We start from the raw sequence: 12,567 nt of genomic DNA, 5'->3' as shown, positions 1-12,567 counted from the left end.
GAAGAACTCACGCCGAGTCAACAGGGCATAGATGTCGTTGCAGCGGCTCCGGGCAAGCCACATCACCGCGGCATTGTGCTTCTGTCCTTCAGCCCGTTTACGCAGGTAGTAGTCGCGCGATGCGGGATGGCAGTGCGACGCGATCCACGCCGATCGAAACATCGCGTTTTTCAACTGTTTATTGCCGGCCCTGGTGGGAAACTCGCCGCGGACCGACGTACCCGACTGCCGGGTGGTCGGCGCGATGCCGGCGTAAGCGGCCAAGTGCGCGGCGTCGGCGAAGTCCTGGCAATCGCCGATGGGCAACACGATGTTAGAGGCGGTCTTGATGCCTACGCCGGGCATCGACATCAAGACCTGGGCAAGAGGGAACGATTCAAGCATCTCCTCGACTTGTCCGGCAATCGTGTCGCGCTGTGCTTGAAGCGCTTTGATGTTCGCCGCCAGCTGGGGAATGACCAATTCTGCTGCCGCAGTGTCGGGTACCGTGACGATTCGCTCGGCAAGGGCGGCGAAAAATGCGTCAACCAGGGCAGCAGGGTCCTTCTTGGCGCGGTTGCGCATCCACTTCAGGACCCGGCCTCGACCTGCGGCGGCCAGTTTTGTCGGACCTTCGTAGTGGATGAGCGAGTCCAGCACCAGCGTGCGGGAGAGAATCTCGCCTGCAAAGACGCGCTCGAGTACGGGGCGAATCTGTGTGAGCACGCTGGGAAGGCGGTTTTTCGTTCGGGGGGAGGCGGGGGTAATTTCAGTAAATTGAGCCTGGCGTAAGCCGATAAGCATTGCCTAACCTAAGGCTGTTTTAGGTGGTGTTCCCGATCGGGAACCGGCAACGGAAGCGAGGCGGCGACGATGAACGGAAAACGTGGATCGACCGGAGAGCCCCTCTCCGGAGAGGGAGTCGGGGACGCGGTGGCGTCGCAGACGGATGACGGGCGGTTGGTGCACGTCGCACCGGTCGCAGCGGGTGGCCGACCATCCACCCGCGACATGCTCGTCGCCGCCGCGATCGGCGTTGCGGGGTCTCTCATCATCGTGCCCCTGACCTACCTGCAGGTGTTCGCCGGCATCGCCCACGTTTATCTCGTCGCGGCGACGCTCGGGTTGTGGTTCCTGCAGTGCGTTGTTCCCCTCATCGTCGTCCGCAAGCTTGGCGCGAGCCTCATCGCGTGCCTTGCCATGGGCGTCGTGTCCGCGGCGACCACCCCGTTCGGCGTCGCCGCAATCGGGGCGCTGATTATGGAAGGATTGCTCATCGAGCTTCCGTTCATGGTCACCCTGTACCGGCGGTGGACGCGTCCCCAGTTCGTGGCCTCGGCGATGTTGTTCTCCGCGCTGATGGGAACGATGGCCCCGCGCGCAGTCGGCGTCGACTCGCCGACCACGCCCATGACCCTGATCAGCTTCGCCGTAGCCTTGGCATCGAGCTTGGTGTTTTTGGTCCTGGGCTTTGCCGTCGCAAAGGGGCTTCGCAGCCGCGGGGTCACCCGGTGACCGGCGGAGCACCCGCGTGCGCCGGTGCGACACGCGGGACGGCCCCGGCCCGGTTACGGGTTAGTGGTGCAGGTGTGCGGCACGCCGATGGGCGATGGGCACCCGACATGGTGGATCTCTCCTTCGATTTCGGCACGATCAACGCCATCACGGGACCCGTGGGATGCGGAAAGACGAGCCTGGCCCACCTCATCGCTGGACTGATCCCCTCGCACATCCCCATCGACCATGCCGGATTCGTGCACATCATCGATGCCGACGGCACCGAACGCCCCGTGGACGGGGACCGGGTCACCTTCGTCGGGCAAGACCCGGCGACGCAGGTGCTCACGCTCCGAGTCGTCGATGACGTGGCCATGGCCCTCGAGTTTTCCCTCGTGGAAGCCGGTATCGTCGCCAAGCGATCAGCCGAGGCTCTATCGGAGGTCGGGCTGTCAGAGCTCGCGGAGAAGGATCCGTGGGCTTTGTCGGGCGGGCAACGCCAGCGGATGGCCATCGCCGGTGCGGTGGCCAGGGCGCCGGAGGTCATGATCTTCGACGAGCCCGCGGCCCACGTCGACGAGGACGGTCGCCGGTCGCTGTTCGCCGCCATCCGTGATTTGCGGGCCCCGGGGCGCGTTATCCTGCTCATCGAGCACGACCTCCGCCCGTTCGACGGGTGGGTCGACACGGTGACGGTCCTCGATGCGGACGGGAGCGTCGCCGCCCACGGAGCGCCGGATGGCATCGCGGTGAAGGGCATTGCGACGACGGCCGCGACCGCCGGAACGCCGGACGCCAGTACGCCGGGCACGGGGGCGCCGGACCGTCCCGATCCGGAATCGGAGGCGGATGCCGTTCCACTGCTGGCCTTGACCGGAACCCACGTGGCCCGAGGCGGGGAGAGGATCCTGAACGGGGCCGATCTGACACTGGAACGGGGCGAGATTCATGCCCTAGTCGGTGCCAACGGAGCCGGTAAGTCCACCTTGCTGGCGGTGCTGTCGGGCCAGATGACGGCGGGAGCGGACCTCCGGATTGACGGCGCGTCCGCCCGGCGCGTGCCCGACGCCTTCGCGTCGTTGGCGTTCCAGAACCCCGAGCACCAGTTCACCCGCGCGACCGTCGCCGCGGAAATCGACTCCGCGCTGGCCGGCACGGACCCGCACGGACCACTCGGCGCCGATGAGCTGCGGAAACTGCGGGAAGCCCTGTGCCCCCGGGCACTTGACCCCGTCTCGCCGTTCGTCCTGTCGGGCGGACAGAAAAGACGGTTGGGCATCTTCCTGGCGGTGGCGGCCAATCGCCGTTTGCTGCTTCTCGACGAGCCGTTGGCGCACCTGGATTCGCCGAGCTCGCGCATCGTACTGGATGCCCTAGCGGAATACGCCGGGGCCGGCGGAACCGTTGTGTTCACGTGCCACGACCGCCGTGCCGCGCGAACGTGGGCGGATCGGGCGAGCATCGTCGCCGAAGGGAAGGTCGCCTGGTCCGGTCCCGCAGCCGACGTGCCGGCTTCCCCGGAGTCGTCCCGGCGGGATCGTGCACTGCCCGCGGCCGGCGCACGGACGTCCTTGGACGAAAGCCCCTGGACCAGTGGATCCGCCGCTCGAAGGCGCGCGGGGTTGAACGCCATCACGATTGTCGCGGCGGTGATGCTCGTCCTCGTCGCCGGGCTGCTCTACGGCGGAGACGCCGTTCTCGCCCTGACGGTGGTCGCGTTCCTCGCACTCGCTGCGATCGCGGAACGCGACGTTCGGGCGACGGCGGGGAAGGTCCTTCTCGTCCTGTTAATCGGGGTGTTCTTCGGCCTGCTCGGGTGGCGCTCCGAGTTCTACGGAGGTGGGGATGCGGCGGAGGCCGTCCGCCACGGCATCCATCACGGACTGCTGCTGACGGCCGTGTTCGCGGGGACGGTCCTGGTCTCCGCGTGCATGCGCGTCGAGGAGCTTTTCGACGCCATGGTGCAACGCCTCCGGGTGCCCTACACATGGTGCACCATAGCGATTTCCGGGGTGAGCATCGCGGCGTTCCTGCGCAGCGAAATCCCCCATCTGACATGGGCGATTAGATTGCGCTCAATGCGACCGGGGCAGTCTTTCCGCTCCGGCTTCATCCGCGCGACGACGCCCGCGCGCATCGCCTTTCCCCTGTTCGTCAGCGCCGTGCGCTGCGCCGAAAAGCTGTCCCTGACCCTGGCGATGCGCAACTTCGGCCGCCATCCGCGGCGCACCTTCCGCACCGATTACCCCTGGCGAGTGCGTGACGGGTTCGTGGCCGCAGCGTCCGCCGCGGCCTTCGTCGCCGCCCTGGTGTCCGCAGTGACTTGACGGGCACCCGGAACCGGCGGGTCCCGGGCCCGCGAGCGTTTCCGAGCTTGTGCGGAGACGCGCCCCACCCAGTTTCGTCACCCTTTCAACCCTTCAGACACATCCGCCGGGTCACGCCATGCGGCCCGGTCCGCCCGGCACCGGCATGGCGCCGACAACCGAAAGAGGTACCAATGAACACGATCCGGACCATCAGCGACGTGCTTCGGGACAAGGCCGATGAGACGAAAAAGGGGATCACCTTCGTCGAGAATCGGCGGGACGTCTTCGTCCCGTATGGCCGGGTCCATGCGGAGGCGGTGGCGGGCCCGGTTGACGTCGACAGGGTGCGGACGCTCTCGGACATGATGCCCGGGGCCCCGATCCTGGTCGACGAACGCAGTCACACGCTGCTCACCGGCGCAAACGGTGCCGTGGTCGTGGGCGAGGACCGGCTGCTCGACGTGTCCATCGTCAATGACGCTGCCGCGGAACCGGGTGCGGCGATGCCGGGTGATGCTGAATCGGACTTCTCTCAGGCGGGGGACGTGGATTCCGGGGATGGCTCCGGGGCGGTCCCCGCGTTCCCGGTGCGAGGTGGGACGGCCGGCGAAGCCCTTATCCAGTTTTCGTCCGGCTCCACGGGATCGCCAAAGGGCGTCATCGTAACCAACGAGTCCGTGCTGAACGGTCTGCGCGCGACGATCCCACGCCACGCACACCGGTACGAGAACAAGATGCTCACGTGGCTACCTTTGACCCACAACCTTTCGCTGATCGGCTTCCACGTCTACGCCCTTTTTTGTGGTTACGACCAGGTGTTGCTGCCGGTTTCCGAGGTGGTCGCCGATCCCCCGAGGTGGTTCGAGGCCGTGACCAGGCACCGGCCGAAACGACCGTCGTCCGGGCGACCGGCCCGGGTTCCTACAAAATGACCGCGGCGATTGCTGCCGCCACCGTTGTGGCGGTCGCGGGGAAGCCGGTCGCGCCGGGGTGCCGGGATCTCGTCGGCCACCCCCGGCTCCTCGAACCGGTCCTCGCCTTCGCCCGCGATGCGGGCATCCATATCGAGGTGCCGCATGACAACCCGACCACGGGGCCGCTGCCGACAGCGGCCCACTGCGATACCAAAGGAAAGGGGAAACGATGACGGATCAAGCTGAACGAGGTGCGACGATTGTCGTCCGCGACCTCACGAAGAGCTACCCGATTGCGGGCAAAGCGGGCACCCCGCCCGAAGGCGGGCGCAAGGGAAAGCGCGGTGCCCGGATGCGCAAGCATGTGCTCGACGGCGTGAGTTTCACCGTGCCCACCGGGGCGATCGTGTCGTTCCTCGGCCACAACGGTGCAGGCAAGACCACCCTCATCCGAATCCTGTCGACGCTCATCACCGCCGACTCCGGCGAGGTGAGCATCTTCTCGCGCGATGTGAAAGAGGACCCGGCGGGCGTGCGCGCTGACATTGCCACCACCGGCCAATTCGCGGCGATCGACGAGAACCTCACCGGCCGGGAGAACCTGGAGTTCTTCGGGCGGCTGCGCGGACTCGACCGCGCCGCCGCGGCCGCCCGCGCGACGGAACTGCTCGCGCAATTCTCGCTCGCGGACAGTGCCTCGACGCTGGCGTCGGCCTATTCGGGTGGCATGCGGCGCCGCCTCGACATCGCCGCGTCGCTGTGCGTCGTGCCCAGGCTGCTGTTCCTCGACGAACCCACGACGGGGCTGGACCCGGTCAGCCGCGAAGAGCTGTGGGGCTTCATCCGGCAACTGCGGGACGACGGAATGACCCTGGTGCTGACCACCCAGTACCTGGAAGAGGCGGAGGCGCTGGCAGACCACGTCCATCTGCTCAAGGATCGCCGCATCGTCGCCAGCGGAACGCCGGAGGAATTGCGCCGCGACTTCGGGTCGCACGTGCTCCGCGTGTCCTTTGCCACCGCCGCCGAGGCGGAGGCGTTCGCCCGCTGCCTCGGGGGAACGTGCCTGGACGGCGCCCGCGTCGCGGGGAAGTCGGTGTCCCTCGACGTCGACCCCGGACCGCGGGTCCTCGAGGCGGTGGCGCAGGCGATGGAGGCCTCGGAAGCGTCGCCGGATTCGCTGAGCGTGTCGCCGCCCACCCTCAACGAGGTGTTCATATCGATGAACGCAGGGGGTGCGGCGCGATGAGTGCGACGTCGGTCGCGGCGTTTCTCCGTCGGGATCTGCTGCTGTTGCGACGCAACACCGCGTCGCTGATCTCCATGTTCGTAGTTCCGCCGCTCTTCCTGCTGTGCCTGTACGCGGTGTTTGGGTACTCGGCGGGGCAATCCGGCTTCGGGTACCTGCGTTTCGTGCTCGGCGGCTGCCTGTTCCAGGCGGCGATGTTCACCGCCGCGGCGTCGGCGATGGCGGTGGGACAGGACGTCGAGTCCGGGCTCGTTGACCGCGTGCGCGTGTTGCCCGGGGCCACAGGCGGCTATGTCGCCGGCAGGCTCGCCACCGATGTGCTGCGGATGTCCGCGTCGATCGCGGCGCTGCTGGTCGTCGCGTGGTCCTGCGGCCTCGACATGGCTATCGGTGACGTCGCGTGGACTGTCCTGTGGTCGCTGCTCGCCGCGGCGGTCCTGTCCCTGGTCACGGACGGGGTGATCCTGATGGTGCCCGCCCCGGTGTCGACGGCCTCATCGATCCAGGCGCTGGAAATGCTGCTGCTCATGTTCTCCACCGCGTTCATTCCGGCGACCGCTTTGGACGGCTCCCTTCGCGACGTCGTGCGCCACATGCCTTTTTCGCCGGTGATCGAGGTGATTAGGGCGGCGTCCCCGGACGCCTTCCCGGATCGCGCCGGGGAAGAGGCCGCCCTGTGGCTCGGTGTCGCGGCGGTCGCCGGAATCGTCCTGTTCATCCGCCGGTTCACCTCGAGGAGCGAATCATGATCGGCCCCATCTTCGTGCATCTGCGGCGCATTGCCCACATTTGGCTGCGGCGCCCCGACTTCTGGTTCATGACGTTCATTGCTCCGCTCGTGTACCTGTTCATCGTCAACCGCATGTTCGGTGGCCTGGTCAGGCAGCTCACCGGAGAGTTCGAACTCCGGAACGCGGTCATCCTGGTCGTGACGGCGTGGGCGTTCATCCTGGCCATCACGGGATCGTCCACCGTGTTCGTTGAACGCAGCAATGGCTTCCACGAGCGGTTAATCACCATGCCGTCACCGTACGCGGCCGTGCCGGCCGCACGGATTATTGCCGAGTTCATCCGGATCATGGCGATGACGGTCGTCGTCGCGGCGGTGGCCGCCTTGCTGTCCGACGGCCTCCCGGAGGTGTCCTGGTGGTGGAGGATCGCGGTGACCGGCGCGATGGTTGCCGCGGCGGCCGCATGCACCGGCACGTACATCGCGTTCTCCATCACCAGCCCCCAGGGTTCCGTGGCTCTCATCCCGTTAATCATCGTTGCGATGTTCGTCAACACGGTGCTCATGCCCGCCGACCACTTCCGTCCTCTCCTGCGCGGAATCGCCGGGCACACCCCCGTATCCGCGGCCGGCGAGGCCGTCAACGGCACCGGGGCTGCGGGTCTGGTGGTCTGCGCGGCCTGGTTCTTAGGCATCGCCGTGCTCGCGGCGTGGGGCATCGCCGTGAAAATCAGGCCGGGGGAGTCTGCATGACGGGCACGTCCACGGGGGCGGCGCCGCCGATGACGGCCCGCGAACCCGAGCACCTAACCCGAAACCGCCGCGTGGACGCGGCCCACACACCCGGAGACAGAACCAGATGAAGTCGATTGCCCAGATCGTCCAGAACAACCGCAGACTCCTCGCGGCCTACGAGGACAAGGTCCAGCCGAGGTTCCTCAGCCGCTATGCGCGTGAACCGATGGACGCCGCCGCCGTGTATCGGAAGCTCCGTGCGCTGGATCCCGGGCCGGATGCGCCAGCCCGGGTTCTCGACCTCGGTTGCGGAACCGGGTGGCTCGCCCGCATGCTTGCCGCCGAGCCTCGCTATCGCAGGGCGAACATCGTCGGCTACGACCTGTCGCCCAATGCGATCCGCATCGCCCGCGAACGCGCCGCCGTCGAAGGGCTCGGGGCCCGGACGGAATTCCACGTCGCCGACGTCCTCGCGCCGCTCGCGGGAGAGCCCGGCGGGACCGATGAAATCTGGGTGTGCGGCGCGCTCCACCAAATGAAGGATGCGGGTGCTGTGCTCGGCAGGGTCGCCGGGCTGCTCGCCGACGGCGGCATCGCTTACGTGCAGACGTTCGCCGAGGATCCCGACGTGAACGAGCGGGTCGACATGGCCGTCATGGCGAAGATGGGCCACCGGGTGTTCCGGGGCAGCGAGCTCGAGGACCTCGCCGAAGCCAACGGGCTGAAGCTGGGCGGAGCCTCACGCGCCGGCATGGTGTACTTCTGCACTCTCACGAAGAAAAGCACGATCGGGGAGGCGGGCAAGTGAGCGCCGTGGACGGGACCGTAAGCCCGTGGTCGCTGCTCGCCCCGATCCGGACCCGGATGCGTGCGGTGGTCGCGTTATCCGTCCTGTCGTCGGTGGCTACCGTCGCTTCGCTGGTCGGCATCATCGACATCGCGATGACGTACCCGGAGGCCCCGGAGCATCGGACGTGGTTGGCCGTGGCTGTCATCGTCGTCGCCGCAACGGTGCGCATGGCCGCGGACGGCGCCGCCGGTATGCTCTCGCACCGGGCGGATAACGACCTGCAGCTCCACCTCCGGCGCCAGCTGGTCGCCCAAATCCGGAAGTTGCCGCTGGGCTGGCTGGACGCCCGGCGCTCGTCGGGAATCATCGGGTCGGTTGAGAAGGACGTCGCGGCTGTCCACCAGCTCATGGGCCACACCGTCGGTGAGACCGTGGTGGCGGTGCTGGTTCCCCTGCTTTCCCTCATCGCGCTCGTCGCGGTGGATTGGCGGATCGCGGCGGTGGCGGTCGTCCCGGTGCTGGTCACCTTCGCCCTGATGGGTGTGATGATTTCGCGCGGAGCCGGTCTTCAGCGCGACTACGAGCGAGCCTCCGAAGGAGTGACGGCCGCGGTCATCGAGTTGGTGCGAGGTATCTCAGTGATGAAGTCCTTCGGACGCGCCAACCAGGGCGCGGGTCGCTACGATGCCGCGGCGCTGTCGTTCGTCCGTGCGTGGTCTGCCTGGTCCCGGCAGTCGAACATCTATCTCGGGGTCATCGACGTGGTGACGTCCCCGATCACAGTCCTCGCAGTGGTGTGCGGGGCCGGCCTCGCTCTGAGGGACGCCGCGGACGGCCTACCGGAGGGGCTCGTCGCCGGGCTGGTTCTCGGCCTTGGACTCTCCGCGGCAATCGTGCGGGTGGCCATGAACTCCGAACCCATCATCGCGGGGATCGCTGCCCTGAAGTCCATCGCGGAGGTGCTGGGCACGCCGCCGATCGTCGAGCCCGCCGATCCGGTGCCCGCGCGCGGAGGCGCGCTCGAGGCCCGGAACCTGGTCTTCTCCTACGGCGATGGGCCGCGGGTCCTCGACGGGATGTCCGCGACGTTCGAACCGGGGACCCTCACTGCGCTGGTGGGGTCCTCCGGTTCCGGAAAGTCCACCGTCGCCCGGCTGTTGGCGCGTTTCTACGACCCCGTTGAAGGCTCGGTGCTGCTGGGCGGCGCCGATCTTCGCGACATCGCCGTGCGTGACGTGCACCGCTCGGTGTCGGTAGTGTTCCAAGATCCGCAGTTGCTCACGCTGCCGTTGCGGGAGAACATCCGGCTGGCCAGGAGAGACGCCACCGACGGCGAAATCATGGCGGCCGCGAAGCTCGCGAACCTCGGTGCGGTCATCGCGGCGCTGCCGAAGGGCCTGGATTCGGTGGTCAACGTCGACGTGACCTTTTCCGGTGGTGAGGCGCAGCGCGTGGCCATCGCGAGGTCGATCGTCACGGACGCGCCGGTGCTCATCTTCGACGAGGCAACCGCTTACGCGGATTCGGCTTCCGAGGCCCTCATCCAGTCCGCAATCGAGCGTTTGGCCCGTTCACGGACGGTGATTGTGATCGCGCACAGGTTGAGCACGATCCGCAACGCCGACCGCATCCTCGTTCTCGACGGGGGAGCGGTCGCGGAGGCGGGTACCCACGACGAGTTGCTTGCGCGCGGTGGCCGCTACCGGGATTTGTGGCGCGCGTTCGCGCTCGACGACGAACCATCCGCCCCGCGGGGCACTGAATTAGACGATGAAAAGGCGGGGAACCGATGATTCGGGACTTGTGGTCGATGACGGATCGGCGCTCGAGAATGACGCTGGCGTGGCTCATTGCGTTGGCCGCGCTTGCCGCGCTGGCTCAGGGAGCGGCGTTCGTCGCGCTGCTGCCGCTGCTGTCGGCTCTGGCCGAGGGAGATGATGCGACGGCGTGGCGTTTCACCGGCGTCATCGCCGGCCTCGCGGCCGCCCATGCGGTGCTGTCTCTCGCCGCGGGGACGGTCGGCAGGGCGAATTCCGCAGCGGTGCTGTCGTCCCTACTGCGTTCTCTGGGCGAACGCGTGCTGACGTTGCCACTCGGGTACGTCACCAAGTCCACGGCCGGCCGCTTTTCGGAGATGGCATCGTCGGGTATCGCGTTCGCGGCGTCCGTGCCGCACGTGATCCTGCGGCCTGTCATCGCCGCGGCGGTTGCGCCGACCGTCATCGCCTTCGGAATTCTGGCGGTGGATTGGCGCGTCGGTTTGGTTCTCGTCGCGTCGGCGCCGGTGATCTTCTTCGCCTACCGGGCTATTGGTCGCGTCGGCGGGGAGTCGGACGAAGCGCATGCTGACGCCGTCGCTGCCGTCTCCGGCAGGCTGATCGAGTTCACCCGCTGCCAGCAGGCGATTCGCGCCGCGGGCGACGGTTCGGCGGCGGACGCGATGGTGGATGAGGCAATCCGGGCCCAACACGATGCGTTCGCGAAGGCGACGTCGACGCAGGGGGCGGCCATCGGACGGCTGGGTTCGGTCGTCCATGCGGTGTTCACGGCGGCGGTGATAGTCGCCGTGGCAGTCGCCGCGACGGGCGGGATGGCGCCGGCGCATTTGGCGCCGATGCTCATCGTGGTCGTCCAGTTCACCGGACCGATCACCACGGCGGGAGCGTTGTCCGGCGGTTTCGGTGCGGGCCGCAACACGTTGGCTGCGTTGCGTGACCTGCGGGCAATCCCCGCCCTTCCCGAACCTGCCGCACCGGAGCTGCCCGACGGGCATGACGTGGAGTTCCGCGACGTGAGCTTCGGGTACGGGGATAAGAAGGTTCTCGACGGCGTCAGCTTCCGTGCCCCTCAGGGAGCGCTGGTTGCCGTAGTGGGACCGTCGGGGGCGGGCAAGACGACGGTCATGCGGCTGCTGTCGCGTTTTCATGATCCGGACTCGGGGGAGGTCCTCATCGGCGGGGTACCCTTGCCTCGGATTGGCACCGACGGCGTGAACTCGCTGGTGACCCCGGTGTTCCAGGAGACGTTCCTTTTCGACGCGTCCGTGCGGGACAACGTGGTCTTCGCCGATCCCGGATTCGGTTCCGAGCCCGGTGACGGGGATCGCTTGCGCGAGGCCGCCCGGCGTTCCGGGGTGGACCGCATCGTGGAGCTGCTGCCTTCCGGGTGGGATACCCCGGTGGGGGAGGAGGGGACGCTGCTGTCGGGAGGCGAGCGGCAGCGCCTCGCCATCGCCCGGGCGCTTCTGAAGGATTCCCCGGTGGTGCTTCTCGACGAGCCGACGTCCTCGCTGGATGCGGCCACTGAGCGGGCGATCGTCGGCACGATGGAGGCGTTGCGCGGCGATCGCACCGTGATTGTCGTCGCCCATCGCCTGCACACCGTTCGCGATGCCGACCTCATCGTCGTGCTTTCGGAGGACGGGACGGTCGCAGAACGGGGCACGCACGATGAATTGCTGGCGAAGGGCGGCCGCTACGCCGAGTCGTGGGCGTGCCGGACGGGGAGCTCCTCGGACGCCTGATCCTCATCACCTGGTCGATGCCCTCACGGGCGCCCTGCCGCAGCTTCCCGAATCCCACCGCCAGGCGCTCGGTGGACAGAGCGAAAACGCCGACGAAAACGCCGAGCAGCACGAACACCGACGAGCTGTAAAGACTGAAGCTCCCGGGAACGTGAAAATAGCCCCCTTCCCGCTACTGCTACCGCCCGTGAATCTGGTTCTGCGCAATCTCCAGCCCGTGGCTGGCGATTAGCTCCACCGCCTCCGCAGCAGTGGGCAGAGTGAAAGCGAGCTCCTCGCGTTCCTTAGCATTGAAGTTACGCAGCACGTAGTCCGCCGGATCTTGGCGGCCCGGAGGACGGCCAATGCCAATACGTACCCGCATGTAGTCCTTCGTGCCCAACGACTTCGTGGTCGAGCGCAGGCCATTGTGGCCATTCTCGCCCCCGCCGCGCTTGAGGCGCACCACGCCCGGGTCCAGGTCCAGCTCATCGTGGACTACCACGACGTCGGTAGGTGCGACGTTGAAGAACTTTGTCAGCGCCGCGACCGGTCCACCCGACAGGTTCATGTACGTCCGGGGCTTAGCCAGAATCACCTGCCGCTCGCCACCGTCGGAAGTCTTGAACCGAGTCTGGACTATCTCAGCATTCGACTTCTTGTGCACGCTAAACGACGACGGCATCGGAGAAGTGCGGCTGGCTAGTTCATCTAGCACCAGATGCCCGACGTTATGGCGGGTGAGTTCATATTTGGGCCCAGGGTTGCCAAGCCCCACGACAAGCAAAGGTGTGGTGGAGGCGTTCATGAGTTCAATCTTGGCACACAGCGCGCGGACTTCTGACTTCGGGGAGTTTCAGAA

The 12,567-nt window shown here is 67.2% G+C and carries 11 protein-coding genes and 1 pseudogene; 10 read left to right on the top strand and 2 right to left on the bottom strand.

The annotated features are described in order from the left end of the window. Nucleotides 1-729: pseudogene (locus HMPREF2547_RS10420) on the bottom strand (transposase); the annotation flags it as partial. A 183-nt stretch (nt 730-912) separates the two neighbouring features. On the opposite strand from HMPREF2547_RS10420, the gene HMPREF2547_RS10415 reads away from it, so the two are divergent. The 10 genes from HMPREF2547_RS10415 to HMPREF2547_RS10370 all read left to right on the top strand — a co-directional run bounded on the left by HMPREF2547_RS10415 (nt 913) and on the right by HMPREF2547_RS10370 (nt 11,726). Continuing rightward, nucleotides 913-1,494, top strand: a complete 582-nt coding sequence (locus tag HMPREF2547_RS10415) for an ECF transporter S component (RefSeq protein ID WP_224783742.1) — start codon at nt 913-915, stop codon at nt 1,492-1,494. A 107-nt stretch (nt 1,495-1,601) separates the two neighbouring features. Then, nucleotides 1,602-3,803, top strand: coding sequence for an ATP-binding cassette domain-containing protein (locus tag HMPREF2547_RS10410; protein ID WP_224783743.1), 2,202 nt, complete (start codon nt 1,602-1,604; stop codon nt 3,801-3,803). A gap of 173 nt (nt 3,804-3,976) precedes the next feature. Further along, nucleotides 3,977-4,717 (top strand): AMP-binding protein, encoded by a 741-nt coding sequence (locus HMPREF2547_RS10405; RefSeq protein ID WP_070438210.1) that lies wholly within the window; start codon nt 3,977-3,979, stop codon nt 4,715-4,717. Continuing rightward, entirely contained in the window at nt 4,714-4,932 is a 219-nt protein-coding gene (locus tag HMPREF2547_RS10400; RefSeq protein WP_224783744.1) for a hypothetical protein, read from the top strand. The genes HMPREF2547_RS10405 and HMPREF2547_RS10400 overlap by 4 nt, the downstream gene beginning before the upstream one ends. Next, complete coding sequence (locus HMPREF2547_RS10395; protein ID WP_070605754.1) at nt 4,929-5,948, top strand: ABC transporter ATP-binding protein; 1,020 nt, start codon at nt 4,929-4,931, stop codon at nt 5,946-5,948. Before HMPREF2547_RS10400 ends, HMPREF2547_RS10395 begins: the two co-directional genes overlap by 4 nt. Further along, nucleotides 5,945-6,697, top strand: coding sequence for an ABC transporter permease (locus HMPREF2547_RS10390; RefSeq protein WP_070438218.1), 753 nt, complete (start codon nt 5,945-5,947; stop codon nt 6,695-6,697). Before HMPREF2547_RS10395 ends, HMPREF2547_RS10390 begins: the two co-directional genes overlap by 4 nt. After that, entirely contained in the window at nt 6,694-7,431 is a 738-nt protein-coding gene (locus tag HMPREF2547_RS10385; protein ID WP_070605752.1) for an ABC transporter permease, read from the top strand. Before HMPREF2547_RS10390 ends, HMPREF2547_RS10385 begins: the two co-directional genes overlap by 4 nt. Before the next feature lie 106 nt (nt 7,432-7,537). Beyond that, entirely contained in the window at nt 7,538-8,221 is a 684-nt protein-coding gene (locus HMPREF2547_RS10380) for a class I SAM-dependent methyltransferase (protein WP_069359276.1), read from the top strand. Next, nucleotides 8,218-9,996, top strand: coding sequence for an ABC transporter ATP-binding protein (locus HMPREF2547_RS10375; RefSeq protein WP_070605750.1), 1,779 nt, complete (start codon nt 8,218-8,220; stop codon nt 9,994-9,996). The genes HMPREF2547_RS10380 and HMPREF2547_RS10375 overlap by 4 nt, the downstream gene beginning before the upstream one ends. Beyond that, entirely contained in the window at nt 9,993-11,726 is a 1,734-nt protein-coding gene (locus HMPREF2547_RS10370; protein WP_069359274.1) for an ABC transporter ATP-binding protein, read from the top strand. The genes HMPREF2547_RS10375 and HMPREF2547_RS10370 overlap by 4 nt, the downstream gene beginning before the upstream one ends. A 178-nt stretch (nt 11,727-11,904) precedes the next feature. On the opposite strand, the gene pth is transcribed toward HMPREF2547_RS10370, so the two are convergent. Next, nucleotides 11,905-12,513: an aminoacyl-tRNA hydrolase gene (gene pth / locus HMPREF2547_RS10365; protein ID WP_049172234.1), complete on the bottom strand. Its 609-nt coding sequence runs from the start codon at nt 12,511-12,513 to the stop codon at nt 11,905-11,907. Nucleotides 12,514-12,567 lie beyond the last annotated feature (54 nt).

This window comes from Corynebacterium sp. HMSC055G02 (assembly GCF_001809065.1).
Taxonomy (GTDB): domain Bacteria; phylum Actinomycetota; class Actinomycetes; order Mycobacteriales; family Mycobacteriaceae; genus Corynebacterium; species Corynebacterium jeikeium_D.
This window is presented reverse-complemented; position numbering and strand designations above follow the sequence as displayed.